The following is a 19,502-nucleotide window of genomic DNA, read 5'->3' as shown; positions in this document are numbered from 1 at the left end:
AATCACAACTTTTTTTCCTTCAAATTAAGATTTGTTTAAAACAAAACTTTACAGAACATACTGAGCATAAAGTTGTTCTAACATTAATCACCTTAATAATTAAAACACATACGCATGAATAACAAAATCAACATGAAATATAGACCGAATAGTAAAATAGGATTAGGAGGCGTGGCTTTAGGAAATGGTTTTGCAGAACATAATGATCAAGATTGTTTAGCGGTTATGGAAGCCGCATGGGCTGCCGGAGTACGATATTTTGACACCTCTCCGTGGTATGGTTTAGGCATCAGCGAACACCGCATGGGCATGTTTCTGAAGGACAAAGCAAGGGATCAATTTGATCTTTCCACGAAAGTAGGTCGAATATTAGAACCACATGAGGACTTTACGAAAGAAGGACTGATGTGGAAGGGCAAAATGAACTTCACTTATCGATATGATTACACGGCAGAAGGAACTCGAAAAAGTGTAGAAGATAGCCTTCAAAGGATGGGGCTTTCATCTATTGATATGGTATTCATTCATGATTTATCTGAAGACAATCCCGATTTAGGTAAAAATTGGGAACATTATTTTGAAATTGCTCGGACAGGCGCCATGCCTGAATTAATCAAAATGCGAGAGGAAGGAATAATTAAAGGCTGGGGATTAGGTGTGAATACCATTGAGCCTATAATAAAAACAATGGAAGTTTCTGACCCGGATATTTTCCTTTCTGCTTGTCAATATTCATTAATCAAACATGAGGATGATTTACATCAGGTATTCCCTGAGGCAGCGAAAAAAGGGATTTCAATTGTTGTTGGAGCACCATTATGTGCGGGATTTTTAGCCGGCCAAGACCGCTATCTATACAATGGGGATTTCCCTGCTGGTGTTAAAGAAAAACTTGCCGCATTAACAGCAATTGCAAGTGAACATGATGTTGACTTGAGAACTGCTGCTTTACAATTTGCTGCAGCACATGATGTTGTTTCAGCAGTCATACCAGGAGCAAGTTCTGCAGATCAAGTGGAAGCGAATACGTCCTCCTTTCATATTAACATACCTGGTGAATTTTGGGACAAACTAAAAAGAGAAAAGTTAATTGATGAAAATGCCCCTACTCCTAAAAAGAAGTGAGGGCATAAAATTATTTAATTTTTTCAAGTTTACTTATTTATTTGCCTGAATCCTTCTTCTTCTCTTTGGGAAATACATTGGGTTCAGGCATTTCATTTAATTGATCTACTTGAGGATCAACTCCTGCTTCCGCATCTAAATCTTGCTTCTTATTCACTTTTTCAATTACAGATGTTAAAGCCTTTTGTTTCTTAGCACGGCTTTCCTTTTGTATTCCTACATCCTTATTTTCATTTTTGGTCGCCATAATTTTCTTCTCATTGATGTTCATGTAAATGAACAAGATTAAATCAGAATCGTTGAATCAAATTTATTTTTTATTACTTTCCTGATCTTGTAATAAGCTGGAAAGCAATTCATCCAAACAAATGGTCGCATAGGTTGATTCATGATCTGAATAGGCATACGGTAATATCAAATGATTATTATGGATGATCTGCCCGCACGAATAAAGCACATTAGGAACATAGCCATTTCTTTCTACCTCTGTAGCATATAGTAGGGGTTGTTTTAGTTTCCCGATCACTTTACTTGGGTCTTTTAAGTCCAACAACATCGCACCAAGCGTATATTCCCTCATGGGTCCCACCGAATGGGTTATAACTAACCAACCTTTCTCTGTTTCAAGGGGTGAGCCACAATTTCCTACTTGAATAAATTCCCATGGATATTCAGGTTCAGAAATCAGAATGACTTCCTCCTCCCAATTGGTTAAGGATTCCGAATAAGTGATGTAATTATTCTCTCCGTCAATTCTACATAACATCGCGTATTTGCCATTTATTTTCCGAGGGAATAGAGCCGATCCTTTATTTTTGATGTTGCCATTTAGGGGTTGAATTTTAAAGTTCACAAAGTCTTTAGTGGAAAGTAGTTTTGGCAAAATAGAAATACCATCGTAAGCTGTATAAGTCGCATAATAAGTAGCTTTTCCTTTGTCATTAAGATATCGAACAAATCGAGCATCCTCAATACCGTTCTTCTCCGTATCACTTATTGGAAAGATAACACGTTCAGAAATAGAGGTGTCTAAGGAATAAGAAATATCATAATGGGAGGATGCTAGCCAGAGCATTTGCTGCATGAGAATTTGACCATTTGGAGTTAGTTCATTCTCCAGTTTAATTTCCTTCACATAACGAACTAATTCATCATAAATGAACGTATCAGCTAGTTTATTTTCGACTACTTGATAAATTTCCTCCTCAGGTTTATGCAATTGAACCAATTTCTCCAAAAAGTCCTTCTTCTTATACCGGTGATTTTTGATATGCTTTGGCTTTTCTAACAAAATACCGACTTCATCTAACTCAATATTGAGATTTTTATCGATAATTCCTGAACGAAATACAATAGATGATAAATGTCCCTCTCCTACAGCTCTGAAGCTTAGAACAATTCGACTTTCTCCCTCTTGAATCTGTGACTGATCTGGAGATAATACGATGGAAGGATTAAAATATGCTGCAGCCTCTATAGAATATTCCATAGTAAAGTAGGAACCTATCAGCATTTTATCGACATTACTGAGTTTAGTTTTATCAATCTTTAATTCCTTTAAGGTCGGTTCCATTAGGTTATAATTACGCTCTAATACATGTAAAACACTACGATGTCTCCGTGCATAATTGCGTAGAATCTGTGTTATTAGAAGAGTTTTATCCTCTTCAGACATTGCCATAACCCGTTTAACTATTTTTACAGAGCGTTCAGGGGATAGATTAAATCGTCTTGCTAATACACGATCTAATTTTGGTCTAAAAAATATATTTTTCCTATTGATTGTTATACCCATATTTTAAGTGTTTGAACAAGCACGCTTTATATTAATAACGGTAAATTCTTCAGGATGTTTAGCAATTGTCATAAAATTTAATATTTCTCCTATTCATTGAACAAAAACTACCACCAACTGTTCATCAAGCAAGAACCAAGAAACCCTTGGTTATTTGAGAAGGAGAAAAAAATGAGAATACTAATTATTGGAACGTATTTACCTAGGCAATGCGGTATTGCCACTTTTACACATGATCTATATCAATCTTTAATTAATAACAATCAACAAGTAGACATTCTGGCTATTCAGAACGGTACGGAAGGACATTTCCCAAAAGAGGTTGTTCAGACCATAGAACAGCAAAACAAGCAAGCTTATTCTGATGCTGCACGATGGATTAATAAGCAACACTATGATGCCTGTATCTTGCAACATGAGTTTGGAATATTCGCAGGTGATGCTGGAAACTATATTCTTGATTTAGTCAAAGAAATAAAAGTTCCATTAATTACCAATCTCCATACGGTATTAGAAAAACCGAATGCTCATGAGTACACCGTTGTTCGGGAGTTAGCACAATATAGTCGTAAGATAACTGTCATGACCCAAAGAGCGATAAACATGCTATCTGAGGTCTATGAAATACCTGCTGAACAATTGCATTTAATTCCACATGGTATTCCTGAATTTAAAATTTCGGCGCAAGAGGCGAAGGAATATTTAGGATTGGAAGATAAGACAGTTATGTTATCTTTTGGTCTTTTAGGTCGTGGAAAAGGATTTGAAGTGGCAATAGATGCTATATCTAAAATCAAATCAGACAATTTTGTTTATATCATTTTAGGAGCAACACATCCCAATGTTCTGTTACAAGAAGGTGAGAGCTATAAAAATGGACTTATGCAACAAGCTGCAGATTTAGGATTGAATGGCAAAGTAATATTCGTCAATAAATATGCTAGTGAGAGTTTACTTCATACGTATTTAAAGGCCTGTGACTTGTATGTAACCCCTTACCCTAATGCTAATCAAATGAGCAGTGGAACTTTAACCTTTGCATTAGGTGCAGGTGCAGCCGTATTATCAACCCCTTATTGGTATGCTAAGGATCTATTAGCAGATGGTCGTGGATGTTTATTCGATTTTAATAATCCCGATAGTTTAGCCGACTGCATCAATAATTTATTGGATAATCCTAAATCCATGAAGGATTATCGTAAGAAGGCTTTAAAGTTTGGAAAATCCATGTCCTGGACTAATGTAGGCAAGAAACAAATTAAACTCATTCAAACAATTACTACTACGAAAAGTGTAAAAAAGTCGGTGGTTAAGGAATTAAATTCCTTAAAAAATATAATTCAACCTATTAACATTAAGTTGTTGGGACAAAAGAGTGCCATCAACCATTAAAAGGAGAAAAACATATTGGATTTACAGCTTATAGACAGCCTGTTGGATGATTTCACCAATCAAGTACCAAAACTTGACTTAAGTTATATCAAACGATTAACAACTTCAACTGGAATTATTCAACACGCTTCATTTAATATTCCAAACTACCATCATGGTTATTGTTTGGATGATAATGCTCGAGCATTATTGCTGCTCTGTATGGCAAACAATGCTAAAGAAATAGAAACAGATACAGCATTAATTTCCTGTTATCTATCCTATATACATTATGCTCAAAATTCAGACGGTTCCTTTAGGAACTTCATGTCGTATGATCTTAATTTTTTGGATAAGCAGGGTTCTGATGATAGTCTTGGAAGAACCATCTGGGCATTAGGTACTGTCCTTGCTTCAGATACGCTTTTTGCCTTTCATCAGATAACCCAAGAAATATTTAACAAGGCTTTACCACATCTAATTGAGTTAAAATCGCCAAGAGCAGTAGCTTATGCAATCTTAGGGCTTGCAAATTATTTGGAAACCCATCCAAATGATGAACATGTACTTGCGGAAATATCCACACTATGCCATTTTTTAGCCTTAGAATTTAAAGTCTGTGCAGACGATGAATGGGCATGGTTTGAGGAGATTATCTCTTATGACAATGCCATTTTGCCTTTAGCAATGCTGAAAACCGCCAGAATCCTAAACAATGAGGAGTGGCTAAATATTGGATTGAAGAGTTTTACTTTTTTGGATCAGATAATCTATCGTAAGGAATATATATCTACCATAGGAAACCAATCTTGGCATGCTAAATCGAAAGATATTAGCGAATATGGCCAACAGCCAGTAGAAATCCCAAGTATCCTATTGCTATACCAAGAGATGGATAAAATAAAACCTTCCAACAACTGGCAACTAAAAATTAAATTAGCTTTTTTATGGTACTTGGGATGGAATGATAAACAACTAAGTCTATATAATCCAATAGATAAATCCTGCTATGACGGATTAGAAGATTATGGTGTTAACCAAAATCAAGGTGCAGAAAGTAATATTGCTTTTTGGATGTCCTATTTATTAATAAAAAGTAATATCAGCACTTAATTTCTCGTCATCAATTCATAAATGGCATAAATAATTGCCATAATGATGATAGCTATAATAATCGTTGTTCGAATATTTAAAGCCGCTGGCTTATCATCCTTTTCTTCTTTTACCACCTCTGGAACCTCATTGGGATCTACAGAATCAGCAGCATTGATGCGTTCTTCTTCTTCATGTTCCTTTTTCATATCTTCTTAGTTTAATCTATAAATAGAACAAATAGATACACATATTGTTCGGTGGGTTCCTCAATTAGGGTACTAAACAAGAATAATTGTATGTGCCTTTTAAAAACAAAAGGCATGTCTTATGAACATGCCTTCTGATTATTTCTTTATGAGATTTAATGTGCTTTTGGTTTTGAACCTATCATTTTCTGAAACAGGGTAACTATTGCTACCACAACTAAACCTGCAACTAATCCAACTCCAAACTCTTTCACTATACTTGGAATATTTGGTAACAAATGATGGAAATAATCAATATTATGTACAAATATACCTCCGGACACTAACAATAGCGCAATAGTACCAATTACAGCCAAAGCTTTAATAATGATAGGTAAAAGCTTTACTAAAGCATTTCCTACAGCATTTCCAAAACCTTTATTGTTTGATTTTTTAATTAGACTATAGCCAAGGTCATCCATACGAACAATTAAAGCAACAATACCATATACCCCAACGGTGGCAATAATAGCTACTACAGAAACTGTAACAATTTGAATGGCCATTGACTGATGCAGTTCTTGAACAGCCCCCAAAGCTATAATTACAATTTCCACGGATAATATAAAATCAGTGGTAATAGCAGACTTAATCTTTTTATTTTCAGCTTCCTCTCCCTCTTCTTCTTGCTCCTTTACAACTTCTATCGCTTTTTTCTGTCTATGAAAAATATAATGAATAATCTTTTCCGCACCTTCAAAGGCCAAGTAAAAACCACCCAAAATCAAAATATACTTTATTGCTACAGGGAAAAAGATATTTAGCAATAAGGCAATCGGAACAATGATAAGCTTATTGATGAAGGAACCTTTGGTAATTGCCCACAGAACCGGTATTTCTCTAGATGCTAAGAATCCAGTAGCTTTTTCAGCATTTACTGCCAAATCATCTCCTAAAATTCCAGCTGTCTTTCGTGTAGCAATTTTTGCTGCTACCGAAACATCATCCATTAATGCTGCTATATCATCTAGTACTGCAAATATCCCTGAGGCCATATCGTTATTTTTCCCCTAAAATAAAACATCTAATAGAAATTATAGCCTTGCAATTCCTTTTTTTATGAAATAATTTAAGATTTCTCATATTATACTAGACTTATTATACACATATATTAACCCTTACTTTCAACATATTCTATCCAATTGAAACTGTAAACAGTTAAAAACTAACCAAGAAACTTATATTTCTAGGTTTATGAGTATTTCTGTATTTTAGATAAAAAACGAATATGTGTTATCATACCGGTTCTCCTTCCAAATCTGACCTTAAGAATAAGTACCCCAAGAAAAAGGTGGTATATGAACTCGATAAGGAAATCTTTCATGTGTCTGGATTCACTAGACCCTTTCTTCCCGTTACCCTGAATAAAAATTCGAATACCATAGAATCAGCTCGTTGGAAGTTAATCCCCTTCTGGGTGAAGTCCGAAGAAGATGCAGCCAAATATGCAAACACCTTGAATGCGGAAGGTGAAAGCATCTTTGAAAGAGCATCTTATAAAAATTATATCAATTCGAATAGAGGATTACTTTATGTCACTGGGTTCTATGAACCGCATCAGGTAAAAGGTTCCAAACAAACCGACAACTATTTCATTTATGCTCCTGAAAAAAAGATTCTAACCTTAGGTATTGTGTATGCTGATTTTTTAGATCAACAAACAGGTGAAACCTATCCCACTTTTTCCATCATTACAACACCAGCAAATCCTTTATTGGAAGAAATCCATAACGTCAAGAAACGAATGCCTTTAATCATTCCTGAAGAAAAACAAGATGAATGGTTATTTGCAGATTCTAAAGAACGAATACAAAATTTAATAAAACCTTACGAAGGTGCACTCGGAAGTCATCAAGTCTATCGCGTTACTGCTGCTAGAAATGAAGATACTAATATAACCGAAATACAAAATCCAATTTAACAATTAGATAATTAAGTGTTTATCTATTTATTTTTTAACATATGTAAAAGATTATCAGCAGTGAATAGCGGATTTTTGTGTCGCATTCAAAGTAATAATATACTGCTGCCCTAAAATGTCCAATCTATTTTTAGGGCAGCGCTTTTTAAACAAGAAACATGAAAAAGTACATTTCTAGAATTTCGACCTTAAAACTACTTGCTGTATGGATCATGGTCATGATCTTTATGTTCTTCTCTAAGCAGATAACAGGTCTTTACAGCCAACCCATCATTGCTATTGCACTCTTTCTAATAGTATTAGGCACCATCATTACTGCCGCCTTTGCTGTTGTAAAAGAAGCAGATGTATTGGCGCATAAGCTTGGCGAACCTTACGGCACACTGATCTTAACTTTATCCATTGTTTCCATTGAGGTTATTTTGATCGCTGCGATGATGTTTGGACCTACTGAGGCTCCAACGATTGGAAAGGACTCCATCTTTTCCGTGATGATGATCATTATGAACCTGGTAACTGGACTCTGTTTGCTTTTAGGAGGACTTAAATATGGTGAACAAGAATATAATGCGCCAGGTTCACTAACCTATCATGGTATGATTATCATGCTGGCGGGTATTGCTATGATGCTTCCCAATTACATTGTCGGTCAAGGGAATGGTGAGTTTAGCCAAGTACAGGCAATCAGTATTTCTCTAGCTGTAGTTGTTGTTTATACTGTCTTTTTAGTTTTTCAAATGAAAGGCTACAGACATCTTTATATGCAACCTGCTGTTGGTAGCATGGAAATCAAATTTAAGGAAGCTAAAGCAGCTCAAGCAATAGAGGCGATTGCTGAAGACAAAATCTCAAAGGCTGAGTTGTTAAGCAGAACAGTAATCTTGTTATTATGGATTTTACCAATTGTATTACTATCTCATAACTTAGCTAGCTTAGTTGATTTTGGTATTACAAGCATGAACTTACCAACCCAATTAGGTGGAGTATTAATTGCCATCATTGTATTTACACCGGAATCAATTACTGCTGTAAAAGCAGCTTTGAACAATGAATTTCAACGTGCTATCAATCTATGTCATGGTGCCTTTGTATCTACTGTGGGATTAACAGTGCCTTGTGTGCTTACCATCGGTTTGTTAGCTAATAAAACCGTGCAATTTGGTATGACTGGACAGGAAACAATTCTTTTCATCATTACTTTGGTGCTTAGCTTATTTACTTTTCAAGGTAAAAGAACGAGTCCTATCTTTGGTGTCATGCAATTGATGTTGTTTGTGATTTTCGTACTGTTAATTTTCCAACCATAAGCATATAAAATTTATAAAGGGTTTTATTGTTGACAATAGGTTGTCAATATGGACCATTCCTTTGAATCATAAAATATAGAATTATGAACAACACTAGATTACCAGAGTTTTATTTGATAGGAACTAAGATCAAGACTTCAAATCAAAACGGCCAAGCCATGAAAGATATCCCAGCTTTATGGGAACAATTTATGCAAGCCGATATGCCAAATAACATCCCAAACAAGGTTGATCAAAATATATACTGTGCTTATACCGATTATGAATCTGATTGGCAAGCTCCGTATACCTGTTTTTTAGGATGTAAAGTGAGTAGTTTGGACGAAATACCTGAAGGTATGCATGGCCTAGTAGTTCCCGAATCAGACTATTTCATCAAAATAGTGGAACAAGGAATATCGGGTGAAATAATAGGTAATGCATGGAATGAAATCTGGCAGAGCGACCTAAAAAGAAAATATACGGTTGACTTTGAAGTCTATTATGAAGAGTCCTGTCAGACTGATCAGGCTAAATTTGAAATCTACATTGCCATTTAAATAATAAAGCTCCAAGACTAAAACCTTGGAGCTTTTTATTTTTGATTAACTTTCTATTAATCTCGTCTAAGCGCCTCTAAAGGTGACTTATTTAATACCGAAAGGCTATTAATTAAACCTACTGCTACGGTTAAAAAACTAACCAAGAAAATAAGTAAGGATAGAAACATAAGATTAGGTATAAAACTCGTTTTAAAGACAAATAGAGCCAGTAGATTACTTGCCATTAAAGCAATAACAATTCCTGTAAATGCTGCTAATAAGCCTAAGAATAAATATTCAGCAATAGTAATCCAATAAATCTGTTTCCTGCTTGCACCTAAGGTCCGCAATAATACATTCTCCTTAATTCGTTGAAATTTACTAATTCGTACGGAGGCTATTAAGACAATGATACCAGTCAAGATGCTAAAACCACCAATAAACTGAATGATAAAGCCTATCTTATTCAATATATCATTTAGAATAGTCAAAACAGCATTCATGTCCAAGACAGATACATTGGGAAATTCGGTTACTATCTTTTGTTGGAATGCAACAGATTTTGCTTCACCTTCAACCTTAGTCATCATCAAATAAAACTGAGGAGCTTGGTCGATACTTCCCTTAGCAAAAACCACCCTGAAATTAGACTGAAACCTATTCCAATCCACTTGACGGATACTACTTACTTTTGCAGGAATCAGTACCCCTTGAACATTAAAAAGTAATTTATCGCCTACTTTTGCTTTAATGTTTTCTGCGTAATTCTCATCCAAGGAAACAGAAGCTGTATCATTCGCAGCAACCTTTCCAATCCATTTTCCAGAAACTACTTGCTCTGATTTACTCAAACTATCCCGATAAGTAGCACGTATTTCACCACGAAAAGCTCGACCTGATTGTTCAATCGTTGAGTCAGCAACTACATCCTTTAAAGTAACACCATTTATATTTTCCAATTGCATGGTCACAATGGGCACATCTTCCACAATTTCATATCCTTCTTGATGTGCCAATAGCTTTAAGGAGTCCCTTTGGGAAGGTTGGATATCAAACATCAACATGTTTGCATTATTTTCTTCAGCAGACAGAGCAACTCGTTTCATCAGCATGTCTTGTACTAAGAACAAGGTCGCTATTAAAGCTGTTCCCAATCCGATGGAGACTAAGAGAATAACGGTTTGGTTGTTTGGTCTATACAAATTCGATAAACCTTGTCTCCAGACATAAGACCAATTTTTCGGGAAATAACGGCGTATTAAAAATGTAAATCCTTTAGCTACACCAAATAGTAAAAAGAAGACCAGCAGTAAACCAAATGTAAAAGCTAAAGTTTGCATCCAATTATCCATTTGCATTCTGGCAAACAAAAGGATAAAGCCCAATATGGAGGCATAAATTAAAATGACCCAACGATCCAATTTTTTCTTAGCATCTTGATCATTCATCCGTAAAGAGTTCAAAGGAGTTACATCACGTACGGATAATAATGGCGCTAATGCAAATAAAACTGCGATTACTAATCCTATGCTTACTCCTTGGAAGATCGAGGTCCAAGATATGGAGGTGGAAAGTTCAACAGGCAACACATCCTGCAATACCAATGGAATAAGATATTGCACTAATGCACCTAAAACTGATCCTATCAGCCCTCCCAATAAACCTATTCCTGCAAATTGAATTAAGAAAATAAAAAATGCTTGTTTAGCCTTTGCTCCCAAACAGCGCAGGATGGCCACAGAGAGTAATTTCTCGCGTACATAGATCTGAACAGAACTCGATACCCCAATACAACCTAACAATAAAGCCACGAAACCTACCAACTCCATGAAACTTGCCATGTCGGCAAAAGATCTACCTGTATTTTCTTTCGTGCTTTGAATGGTCGACCCTCTTAACTGTAAAAGTGTTAATCGATCCTTCCATTGCTCCATTTTTTTATCAATGCCAAAGTTTGCCGGCAATTTGAAATAATAATGATATTCTATTCGACTACCAACCTGTCTTAATCCCGATTCTGATAATTGATTTAAAGGAACAAAAACACTTGGCGCCATACTACTTGCCAAGGCAGTCTGTCCAGGTTGTGCATGTATGCTGCCCAGAATTGGAAATCTACTTTTCCCCAATTGTGCTTGATTACCGACCTGTTCTTGAAATTGAAGTAATACCGCATTTTCAATATATAACCCTTGTTTCTTGCCAAAGGCACCATAAGAATCCTTAGGGCTGGTTTGAACTTCCCCATAAAAAGGGAATTGCCCATCCACAGCTCTTACCTGAACAAAACGGGAACCTCCAGACTTCTCAAATTGAATCATGGACATAAAGCGTTCTTCTTTGGCAAAGTCTTCACTTAGCAATTTAAGCGAATCAATAAACTTCATTGCCTCTTCAGAAGGTTGTTTTCGGCTTTCTATCTCCAAATCAGCACCTATTAGCTGAGCAGCTTGTTGGTCAATATCCTTTTTAAGATTTTCATTAAAAGAATTCATAGCCACCAAGGAGGCTATACCAAGAATAATAGATGAAATAAATAAAAATAATCGACCTCTATTTTTGCGGCTATCCCGCCAGGCCATTAGGAAAATCCACCGCCAATTCATGCAATTCTTCCTCCTTTTATTGGAATAATCTGTTGCGTCTTAGCTGCCAGATCCAAATCATGTGTTACTATGACTAAGGTAGTTCCGGACTCCCTATTCAACTCAAACAGCATATCCTCAATGCTTTGACTTGTTTCAGCATCCAAGTTACCAGTAGGTTCATCCGCAAACAATATTTTAGGTTTATTGGCAAATGCTCTAGCTATTGAGACGCGCTGTTGCTCCCCACCAGATAGTTGAGAAGGATAATGACCTGAACGATGACCTAGACCTACACGATCTAATAAGTCCTTAGCAGTCTGTTCTTGTACTTTTATTCCGCGTAACTCCAAAGGGACTAATACATTCTCCAAAGCAGTTAATGTGGGAAGTAGTTGGAAATTTTGAAATACAAATCCTACATGTTCATTACGGATAGCTGCTAATTTATCCTCATTTAAACCTGTTAATTGAATACCATTTAAATGAATTGTTCCGGAGGATGGTTGATCCAAGCCAGCACAAAGACCGAGCAATGTCGTTTTCCCACTTCCTGAAGGTCCCACGATGGATACAGTAGCTCCCTCCTCTATTTCAAAATTAATATCCTGTAAAACCGGAATTGATGTCCCACCTAACATAAATTGCTTAGAAACATGGGATACTTGCAGAATCTTTGTTGCCATAAACAATAAATGTAATGCAATTTTTCAATAAATTAGAAGAATGAAAAAGATTGCAGCACCCTTCCTGATATGTTTTACATTCATATTATTTACTTATTGCGGGAATCCCACAAACAACAGCAACAAAGACCCACAGGATTCAGTTCCTGAAAGCACTCCCAACCCCAAGGATAGTTCAAGAAACATATTATTCTTCGGAAACAGTCTTACAGCAGGCCTCGGTCTGAAAAATATGGAAGAAGCTTTCCCCAATCTTATTCAAAAACGTATCGATTCATTAGATTTAGGTTATACCTGTATAAATGCTGGATTGAGTGGTGAAACAAGTGCTGGTGGTAAAGATAGAATTGATTGGTTACTCAAACAGCCTATTGATATTTTTATTCTCGAATTAGGTGCTAATGATGGATTAAGGGGCATAGACCCTACAAGCACCTACAACAACCTCGCGACTATTGTCGATAAGGTTAAAGCGGCCTACCCAGATTGTAAACTTGTTTTAGCCGGTATGAAGGTTCCGCCAAGTATGGGCGACACATACTTTAAGCAATTTGAAGATATCTTCCCAAGACTTGCAAAGGAAAAGAATATGACACTTGTTCCATTTTTATTAGACGGTGTGGCTGGCATTAGTAAACTTAATCAACAAGATGCTGTTCATCCGACAGCTGAGGGCCAACATATCCTTGCGGATAATGTTTGGAAACATCTAAAAGGATTATTGTAGAAATAATAAAAAAAACAGGCGTAAGGATAAACCGAACGCCTGCATGTATATTACATTTTGAGACAACTATTTCAACATAACTCTTGAGGAAGCACTGCCAATGTCTACTGTTGGAAATGCTTGATCGTAATCAATCACAACATCTGTAGAATCCACAGTACCATTACCATCGGAATCCCAATCTAAAGCAACATAATAATGAACCTTATCCGTGTCCTTTATCTCTGGTTTAATTAATGATTTATGATTCGCAGGCAAATCAAAATTCACGGTAAATGGTAGACTCCTGGTTTCAAAGTTCACACTCGCAACCTCGGTAGCAGGAACATCTGCTACTTGGTCAGGAACAGCAAAAAGAATAGCCTTTCCTGCCTTATTTTTGATCTCACCATTTGAATTACCCACGAACTCAACGGTTACTTTGGTTGATTCTGCATCGGCTGACTTTGTTTTCTGCTGGTTCATACAGCTCATAAAAGCTAGTGAAGAAACCATTAATACTGCGATCGTTTTTTTCATATCTGTGTTTATTTAAGACTAAAATAAGTAATTTTTTTATTATACATTAATATTATTAATTATTTAACACTCTGATTTTCCAAAACCACTTTCATTTCACACCATCAGTTCAATTTCTGTTTATTCTTGTGAAACTTCTTCTTCTAGGTATATTTGCAACAAATTAGAGCACATGGCAATTTTTCAATTAGGCATACCTAAAAATATCAATTATAAAACGGAAATCCTTGCTGGACTGACGGTTGCCATGACTATGATCCCTGAGTCCCTTTCCTTCGCTATACTTGCTGGTCTATCACCTATTACGGGCTTATACGCAGCATTTTTAATGGGTTTAATAACTTCTATCCTAGGAGGACGACCAGGAATGGTATCTGGAGGTGCCGGTGCTACGGTAATTGTATTAATAGCCTTAGCTGCCCAACATGGCGTGGAATATCTTTTTGCAGCGGTTGCTCTTGCAGGTATATTTCAAATATTAGTGGGTGCCTTCCGACTTGGAAAATTTGTTCGACTTATCCCACAGCCTGTCATGTTTGGATTCTTAAATGGATTGGCAATAGTCATCTTTATGGCGCAAATGGAACAGTTTAAGGTTCCTGTTAATGGGGTCATGCAATGGATGTCAGGAGTACAGTTATTCATTATGCTGGGCTTAACAGCCCTAACCATTGCTTTAGTACTTATCGTTCCAAAAATCAGCAAGGCTATCCCCTCTTCGTTGATCGCTATCTTAGTTGTTTTTGCGCTCGTTCAATTTTCAGGAATTGAAACAAAGAAGGTCATGGATATTGCTTCTGTATCCGGTTCTTTCCCAAGCTTTCATATTCCACAGGCACCATTTACTTGGGAAACACTAAGTATTATATTTCCCTATGCTTTAGTTATGGCTGCAGTAGGCTTGATTGAATCGCTCCTGACCTTAAGTATGGTTGATGAACTGACTAACAGCAAAGGGAATTCCAATAAAGAATCCATTGCTCAAGGAACCGCCAATATCATCAACGGCTTTTTCGCTGGAATGGGTGGCTGTGCCATGGTAGCACAAACGCTTGTCAACATCTCCGCAGGTGCTAGAACTCGATTATCATCCTTTATAGGAGCCATTACGATATTATTCGTCATCTTAGTTGCAGCACCATTCATCGAACTCATACCCATGGCTGCTCTAGTCGGTGTTATGATGATCGTTGCTATCACCACCTTCAAGTGGGGATTTCTACGGATGTTCAATAAAATGCCAAAATCCGATATGTTTGTAGGTGTCCTAGTGGCAGCGATTACAGTAGTACTTCACAATCTAGCACTTGCTGTCTTTGCAGGTGTAATAGTTTCTGCTCTTGTTTTCGCGTGGGACAGTGCTGTCCGAATCCGAGCACGAAAATCTGAGGATGAATTTGGAAATAAAATCTATGAAATCTATGGTCCCCTATTCTTTGGCTCCAGCAGTCATTTCCTAGATAAATTCACACCTGAGGAGGATCCAGAACGTATTATCATCGACCTTAAGGAATCTCGAGTTGTAGACATGTCTGCAATTGATGCACTCCATAAAATCAGTAATAAATATGCGCAAATAGGGAAAACCGTTGTGCTCAGACACCTCAGCGAAGATTCCATCAAACTCCTCCAAAATGCCAAAGGCCTTATTGAAGTCAATATACAAGAAGACCCAACCTATAAGGTAATGCCAGGGAAGAGGTGAGAGACCGCTACGCTGTTAGATATGAGATGTGAGATATTAAGAATGTTTAGATATTATGGCTTTGTATAAGCGGTCGAAGCATGCTTCGACCCTACAGTTATATAGTCTCGAAACAATAACATCACGATTGTATGTAGGGGCGATGCATGCATCGCCCGCCAAGTTATTAAGTGGAAGATCTATAAAAACTAATTCGCCAATAGGTCTAATTACTCTGTACTAATTACTTAATACTGCCCGCAGGGCCTAGGCCTCCCCCTACCCAAACTGACCATTAATATAATTTGCAGTCATTTCATTTACGGGATTAGTAAACAACTGTTTGGTTGGGCCTTCTTCTTTCACTTCACCTAAATACATGAATACCGTCTTATCCGCAATACGCTGTGCTTGTTGCATATTATGCGTCACAATAACGATGGTATATTTCTCTTTAAGGTGCATGATTAAATCCTCAATCTTCAAGGTACTTACTGGATCTAATGCCGAACACGGCTCATCCATTAAAATCACCTCTGGACGTAATGCTACGGCACGAGCGATACAAAGACGTTGTTGCTGTCCTCCTGAAAGACGTGTTGCAGGCATTTTCAGATCATTTTTAACCTCTTCCCATAAGAAGGCTTCACGTAATGCCTTTTCAATGATGGATTTATCGTGAGGAAGGTTATTGATTTTTAGGCCATAAGCTATATTATCATAAATACTTTTCGGGAATGGATTAGCCTTCTGAAAAACCATTCCTATACGTTTTCTAATCTCCGTAACGGGAACCGTTCTAGAATACAGATCCAAATCTTCTAATTGTAATTTCCCATCAATCTTCGCATCAGGAGATAGATCATGCATGCGGTTAAAAGAACGCAATAACGTACTTTTCCCACAACCTGATGGACCAATTAATGCGGTGATTTCATTTTCAGCAAACTGAACATTGATGTTATTTAGGACATGTTTCGGTCCAAAACTAATATTTAAATTCTCGGCGGATAGCTTAGTTTTCATTTTTTCTGTACTTGTAACGAATGTAAAATGCGGTAAGATTCAATAGGAATACTACAATGATTAATACTAATGCAGTACCGTAGGCAATAGGTCGAACTTCTTCGATAGATTGGTGCTGCGTAGAAAGCATATATAGGTGATATGGCAAGGCCATAAATTCCTGATTTATAAATCCACTGGTGCCATTGATGTAAAATGCCGCACCCGTAAAGAGTATGGGTGCTGTTTCACCGGCAGCTCTAGAAAGCGTTAAAACCACCCCAGTCAGAATCCCTGACATTGCAGAAGGTATAATCACATCCTTAATGGTCTCAAATTTTGTTGCGCCTACGGCTAATGCAGCCTCACGCGTACTGTTTGGAATACGCATCAGTGCTTCCTCTGTTGTTGTAATAATATAAGGCAAAGACAATAGACCAAGGGTTAGACCTGCGGCAACCAAAGAGGTTCCAAATTGTAATGCTTGAACAAATAATGCCAAACCAAATAAACCATAGATGATGGAAGGTACACCAGAGAGATTACGGATAGATGCTCGGATTGTACGTGTCAACCAACTGTCTTCGGCATATTCTTGCAAGTAAATGGCACAACAAACGCCAAATGGAATAGCAAAAATAGAGGTAATTAAAGTAAGTAAAACCGTACCGATAATTGGCGTAATGATACCACCTTTGGTCATTCCATCCGTTGGAACCTTGGTCACAAAATCCCAAGAGATGACTGCCGAACCTTTGGAAATAATTTCCCAAAGTACAACAACTAAAAAGAAACAGACTAATAGAGTACTTAACAGTAAGGTTCCCCATTCGATAATACTTGAGAACCTAAAAGTTTTATTGCGCATGATATTTTCTAAAGCGGTTAATAAAATATTCACCCAGCATATTTGCACCCAAAGTCATCAGGAATAACACGGTAGCAATAGCATATAGAGCAAAATAATGTGTTGTTTGATAAGGAACTTCACCCATCTCGATGGCGATTGTAGCCGTCATGGTTTTAACCGAGTCAAACATACTGGTTGGTAAGATTGAGGCATTTCCAGTTGCCATTAATACGGTCATGGTTTCACCAATGGCACGTCCAACACCAAGCATCACCGCAGCGATAATACCGGGCGCAGCTGCAGGAATAACCACCTTAATCAATGTTTCCCATTTGGTTGCTCCAACAGCGAAACTCGCCTCCTTATACGTCTTAGGAACAGCATGAATGGCATCCTCAGCAACGGTGATGATAGTTGGCAAGGCCATTACCGCTAATAGGATAGCTCCATTCAAGGCATTTAATCCATTCGACAGATCCGCCATACTTGCAATCCCAGGGCTCACTACAACAATTCCTAAAAAACCGATAACAACCGAAGGAATAGCTGCTAGCATTTCAATCGTAGGCTTCAGAATGTTCTTCAGACGAGGACTGGCATAATCAGCGATGAAAGCTGCAGTTCCAATACCAAGGGGAATAGCAATAACCATTGCGCCAAGGGTTACAATTGTAGTACTTAAAATCAATGGCACCATTCCATATTTAGGAATCTTGCCTGTAGGATTCCATTCCATTCCGGTTATAAAATCCAATGGCTTAACATCTAAAAAGAAAGAAAAGGAGTTGTAAACCAACATCGCTAAAATCCCGCCTAAAAGTGCCAATACCAATAATCCTGTTGCTTTAAAAATATACTTAAAAACAACATCCAAGGTTAATCTTGACTTATATTTCATTTTTTTGGTTTTCTAAGATGTAATAGCCATGGTCAGAAATCAATTTGCGACCAAGGTCACTGCGTTCGAAATTGATAAAAGGACGTACTTTCTCCCAAGATTTAGCAAGAATGAATTGATAGAGCGGGCGTTGGAAAAAGTAAATCCCTTTATTTATTGCAGTTTGATCAAGTGGAGAGACAGGGCCAATGGCATCATTCTCCTTGATCTTTAATATTTTTACACCTTGACTAGCAGAAGGGTCATGGGCAACATAACCAGCTCCAACATAGCCTAATCCAGTTTTATCAGCTTTCACACCCTCCAAGATCTGTGCATTTCCAGTCATCTCTTTGGCTGTATTTGAAAACTCAATCTTTAATTTCTTCTTTACAAATGAATGGGTACCAGAACTGCTCTGACGACCATAAATATTAATAGGCAATTCAAAATTGGCTACTTCTGACCAATTCTTAATCTCCCCAGACAGAATCTTTCCTAAGGTCTTCACATCAATCTCCTCCAAAGGCAAATCCTTATGAACAACAAAAGCCGTGGCATCTTCTGCAAATACAACCGTCTTCACATCAATATTCAACGCTTTAAATTGTTCTTTTTCCTCATCGGAAAGCGGTCTCGATGAATTGGCTATATCCGCTTGCCCATTCATCAAGGAGGTAATCCCTAGTCCAGAACCACCACCAGAAATGGCGATGTTAAAATTGGGATCCAACTTCGTGAAACGTTCCGCCAGATTGACCGCCAAGTTAACCTCCGTGTCGGAGCCCTTCATCTTGATGGAATTCGTATTATTGCTGCAACTAGAAAACAGCAAAATCGTAGTCAGGCATAAAAATGCCCCAAAGTGAAAACTGTATTTTCTCATCTCCACAAAAATGAAAAATCAAGATTAACGTAATGTTAAGGGATTATTAACGTATTGCCTACTTTAGCTCATTATGTTAGAGAAATGTAAAAATTTTATTAAAGTAAGATTAATTCGTTCAATTTTCAGCCAGGTAAGCCCATTTACAACCAAAAGGTCATGCATGATCATTAAAAAATATCCACTGAAATCAATTTGCCTCAACCGTTAAACAAATTAATCTCCCCGCAAACACCTCTAAAAAAACAACAATATTTTTTGTCGACCTCCTTTTCATACTGAGCTTTTTTTCATTTCCACTTT

The 19,502-nt window shown here is 37.1% G+C and carries 19 protein-coding genes; 8 read left to right on the top strand and 11 right to left on the bottom strand.

Features of this window, described 5'->3' with window-relative positions:
* Positions 1-114 precede the first annotated feature (114 nt).
* Positions 115-1,125 carry an aldo/keto reductase gene (locus ACP6L2_RS00645; protein WP_440507382.1) on the top strand — a complete coding sequence of 337 codons (1,011 nt, stop codon included), beginning with the start codon at positions 115-117 and terminating at the stop codon, positions 1,123-1,125.
* A gap of 37 nt (positions 1,126-1,162) precedes the next feature.
* Here ACP6L2_RS00645 and ACP6L2_RS00640 read toward each other — a convergent pair whose 3' ends face one another.
* Both ACP6L2_RS00640 and ACP6L2_RS00635 read right to left on the bottom strand, forming a co-directional pair.
* On the bottom strand, positions 1,163-1,396 hold the full coding sequence (locus ACP6L2_RS00640) for a hypothetical protein (protein WP_440507381.1): 234 nt from the start codon (positions 1,394-1,396) through the stop codon (positions 1,163-1,165).
* A gap of 39 nt (positions 1,397-1,435) precedes the next feature.
* A complete protein-coding gene (locus ACP6L2_RS00635; RefSeq protein ID WP_440507380.1) occupies positions 1,436-2,920 on the bottom strand; it encodes a glycoside hydrolase family 130 protein in 1,485 nt (494 codons plus the stop codon).
* A 171-nt stretch (positions 2,921-3,091) separates the two neighbouring features.
* On the opposite strand from ACP6L2_RS00635, the gene ACP6L2_RS00630 reads away from it, so the two are divergent.
* Both ACP6L2_RS00630 and ACP6L2_RS00625 read left to right on the top strand, forming a co-directional pair.
* On the top strand, positions 3,092-4,312 hold the full coding sequence (locus ACP6L2_RS00630) for a glycosyltransferase family 4 protein (protein ID WP_440507379.1): 1,221 nt from the start codon (positions 3,092-3,094) through the stop codon (positions 4,310-4,312).
* Positions 4,313-4,327: 15 nt separating this feature from the next.
* Positions 4,328-5,404: a hypothetical protein gene (locus tag ACP6L2_RS00625; protein ID WP_440507378.1), complete on the top strand. Its 1,077-nt coding sequence runs from the start codon at positions 4,328-4,330 to the stop codon at positions 5,402-5,404.
* Here ACP6L2_RS00625 and ACP6L2_RS00620 read toward each other — a convergent pair.
* A complete protein-coding gene (locus ACP6L2_RS00620) occupies positions 5,401-5,592 on the bottom strand; it encodes a hypothetical protein (protein WP_440507377.1) in 192 nt (63 codons plus the stop codon). The genes ACP6L2_RS00625 and ACP6L2_RS00620 overlap by 4 nt on opposite strands.
* A gap of 155 nt (positions 5,593-5,747) precedes the next feature.
* Entirely contained in the window at positions 5,748-6,626 is an 879-nt protein-coding gene (locus ACP6L2_RS00615; RefSeq protein WP_440507376.1) for a DUF808 domain-containing protein, read from the bottom strand.
* A gap of 233 nt (positions 6,627-6,859) precedes the next feature.
* On the opposite strand from ACP6L2_RS00615, the gene ACP6L2_RS00610 reads away from it, so the two are divergent.
* The 3 genes from ACP6L2_RS00610 to ACP6L2_RS00600 all read left to right on the top strand — a co-directional run bounded on the left by ACP6L2_RS00610 (position 6,860) and on the right by ACP6L2_RS00600 (position 9,398).
* Positions 6,860-7,552 (top strand): SOS response-associated peptidase, encoded by a 693-nt coding sequence (locus ACP6L2_RS00610; protein ID WP_440507375.1) that lies wholly within the window; start codon positions 6,860-6,862, stop codon positions 7,550-7,552.
* 158 nt (positions 7,553-7,710) lie between these two features.
* Positions 7,711-8,859, top strand: coding sequence for a calcium:proton antiporter (locus tag ACP6L2_RS00605; protein ID WP_440507374.1), 1,149 nt, complete (start codon positions 7,711-7,713; stop codon positions 8,857-8,859).
* Positions 8,860-8,942: 83 nt separating this feature from the next.
* Complete coding sequence (locus ACP6L2_RS00600; protein ID WP_440507373.1) at positions 8,943-9,398, top strand: GyrI-like domain-containing protein; 456 nt, start codon at positions 8,943-8,945, stop codon at positions 9,396-9,398.
* Between the two features lie 56 nt (positions 9,399-9,454).
* On the opposite strand, the gene ACP6L2_RS00595 is transcribed toward ACP6L2_RS00600, so the two are convergent.
* Together ACP6L2_RS00595 and ACP6L2_RS00590 are read right to left on the bottom strand one after the other, a co-directional pair.
* Positions 9,455-11,986, bottom strand: a complete 2,532-nt coding sequence (locus ACP6L2_RS00595; RefSeq protein ID WP_440507372.1) for an ABC transporter permease — start codon at positions 11,984-11,986, stop codon at positions 9,455-9,457.
* Entirely contained in the window at positions 11,983-12,651 is a 669-nt protein-coding gene (locus ACP6L2_RS00590) for an ABC transporter ATP-binding protein (protein WP_440507371.1), read from the bottom strand. Before ACP6L2_RS00590 ends, ACP6L2_RS00595 begins: the two co-directional genes overlap by 4 nt.
* A gap of 40 nt (positions 12,652-12,691) precedes the next feature.
* Here ACP6L2_RS00590 and ACP6L2_RS00585 point away from each other — a divergent pair, with 40 nt between their 5' ends.
* Entirely contained in the window at positions 12,692-13,378 is a 687-nt protein-coding gene (locus tag ACP6L2_RS00585) for an arylesterase (protein WP_440507370.1), read from the top strand.
* Between the two features lie 66 nt (positions 13,379-13,444).
* On the opposite strand, the gene ACP6L2_RS00580 is transcribed toward ACP6L2_RS00585, so the two are convergent.
* On the bottom strand, positions 13,445-13,897 hold the full coding sequence (locus tag ACP6L2_RS00580) for a hypothetical protein (RefSeq protein WP_440507369.1): 453 nt from the start codon (positions 13,895-13,897) through the stop codon (positions 13,445-13,447).
* Between the two features lie 172 nt (positions 13,898-14,069).
* Between ACP6L2_RS00580 and ACP6L2_RS00575 the strand changes: the two genes are divergently transcribed.
* Complete coding sequence (locus ACP6L2_RS00575; protein WP_440507368.1) at positions 14,070-15,602, top strand: SulP family inorganic anion transporter; 1,533 nt, start codon at positions 14,070-14,072, stop codon at positions 15,600-15,602.
* Between the two features lie 258 nt (positions 15,603-15,860).
* Here ACP6L2_RS00575 and pstB read toward each other — a convergent pair whose 3' ends face one another.
* Genes pstB through ACP6L2_RS00555 form a run of 4 tightly spaced genes read right to left on the bottom strand, consistent with a single transcriptional unit; the run spans position 15,861 to position 19,199 of the window.
* On the bottom strand, positions 15,861-16,607 hold the full coding sequence (pstB, locus tag ACP6L2_RS00570; protein ID WP_440507367.1) for a phosphate ABC transporter ATP-binding protein PstB: 747 nt from the start codon (positions 16,605-16,607) through the stop codon (positions 15,861-15,863).
* On the bottom strand, positions 16,597-17,454 hold the full coding sequence (pstA, locus tag ACP6L2_RS00565; protein WP_440507366.1) for a phosphate ABC transporter permease PstA: 858 nt from the start codon (positions 17,452-17,454) through the stop codon (positions 16,597-16,599). Before pstA ends, pstB begins: the two co-directional genes overlap by 11 nt.
* Positions 17,444-18,334: a phosphate ABC transporter permease subunit PstC gene (gene pstC / locus ACP6L2_RS00560; RefSeq protein ID WP_440507365.1), complete on the bottom strand. Its 891-nt coding sequence runs from the start codon at positions 18,332-18,334 to the stop codon at positions 17,444-17,446. The genes pstA and pstC overlap by 11 nt, the downstream gene beginning before the upstream one ends.
* Positions 18,324-19,199: a PstS family phosphate ABC transporter substrate-binding protein gene (locus tag ACP6L2_RS00555; RefSeq protein WP_440507364.1), complete on the bottom strand. Its 876-nt coding sequence runs from the start codon at positions 19,197-19,199 to the stop codon at positions 18,324-18,326. Before ACP6L2_RS00555 ends, pstC begins: the two co-directional genes overlap by 11 nt.
* Positions 19,200-19,502 lie beyond the last annotated feature (303 nt).

It is taken from the genome of Sphingobacterium lactis (assembly GCF_051951495.1).
Taxonomy (GTDB): Bacteria; Bacteroidota; Bacteroidia; order Sphingobacteriales; family Sphingobacteriaceae; genus Sphingobacterium; species Sphingobacterium lactis_A.
The sequence above is the reverse complement of the archived record's forward strand: the minus strand, read 5'-3'. Positions and strand labels throughout refer to the sequence as shown.

Coding starts and splice junctions, on each gene's coding strand:
- ACP6L2_RS00645 (WP_440507382.1), top strand. CDS start 115: ATGAATAACAAAATCAACATGAAATATAGACCGAATAGTAAAATAGGA.
- ACP6L2_RS00640 (WP_440507381.1), bottom strand. CDS start 1,396: ATGAACATCAATGAGAAGAAAATTATGGCGACCAAAAATGAAAATAAG.
- ACP6L2_RS00635 (WP_440507380.1), bottom strand. CDS start 2,920: ATGGGTATAACAATCAATAGGAAAAATATATTTTTTAGACCAAAATTA.
- ACP6L2_RS00630 (WP_440507379.1), top strand. CDS start 3,092: ATGAGAATACTAATTATTGGAACGTATTTACCTAGGCAATGCGGTATT.
- ACP6L2_RS00620 (WP_440507377.1), bottom strand. CDS start 5,592: ATGAAAAAGGAACATGAAGAAGAAGAACGCATCAATGCTGCTGATTCT.
- ACP6L2_RS00615 (WP_440507376.1), bottom strand. CDS start 6,626: ATGGCCTCAGGGATATTTGCAGTACTAGATGATATAGCAGCATTAATG.
- ACP6L2_RS00610 (WP_440507375.1), top strand. CDS start 6,860: ATGTGTTATCATACCGGTTCTCCTTCCAAATCTGACCTTAAGAATAAG.
- ACP6L2_RS00605 (WP_440507374.1), top strand. CDS start 7,711: ATGAAAAAGTACATTTCTAGAATTTCGACCTTAAAACTACTTGCTGTA.
- ACP6L2_RS00600 (WP_440507373.1), top strand. CDS start 8,943: ATGAACAACACTAGATTACCAGAGTTTTATTTGATAGGAACTAAGATC.
- ACP6L2_RS00595 (WP_440507372.1), bottom strand. CDS start 11,986: ATGAATTGGCGGTGGATTTTCCTAATGGCCTGGCGGGATAGCCGCAAA.
- ACP6L2_RS00590 (WP_440507371.1), bottom strand. CDS start 12,651: ATGGCAACAAAGATTCTGCAAGTATCCCATGTTTCTAAGCAATTTATG.
- ACP6L2_RS00585 (WP_440507370.1), top strand. CDS start 12,692: ATGAAAAAGATTGCAGCACCCTTCCTGATATGTTTTACATTCATATTA.
- ACP6L2_RS00580 (WP_440507369.1), bottom strand. CDS start 13,897: ATGAAAAAAACGATCGCAGTATTAATGGTTTCTTCACTAGCTTTTATG.
- ACP6L2_RS00575 (WP_440507368.1), top strand. CDS start 14,070: ATGGCAATTTTTCAATTAGGCATACCTAAAAATATCAATTATAAAACG.
- pstB (WP_440507367.1), bottom strand. CDS start 16,607: ATGAAAACTAAGCTATCCGCCGAGAATTTAAATATTAGTTTTGGACCG.
- pstA (WP_440507366.1), bottom strand. CDS start 17,454: ATGCGCAATAAAACTTTTAGGTTCTCAAGTATTATCGAATGGGGAACC.
- pstC (WP_440507365.1), bottom strand. CDS start 18,334: ATGAAATATAAGTCAAGATTAACCTTGGATGTTGTTTTTAAGTATATT.
- ACP6L2_RS00555 (WP_440507364.1), bottom strand. CDS start 19,199: ATGAGAAAATACAGTTTTCACTTTGGGGCATTTTTATGCCTGACTACG.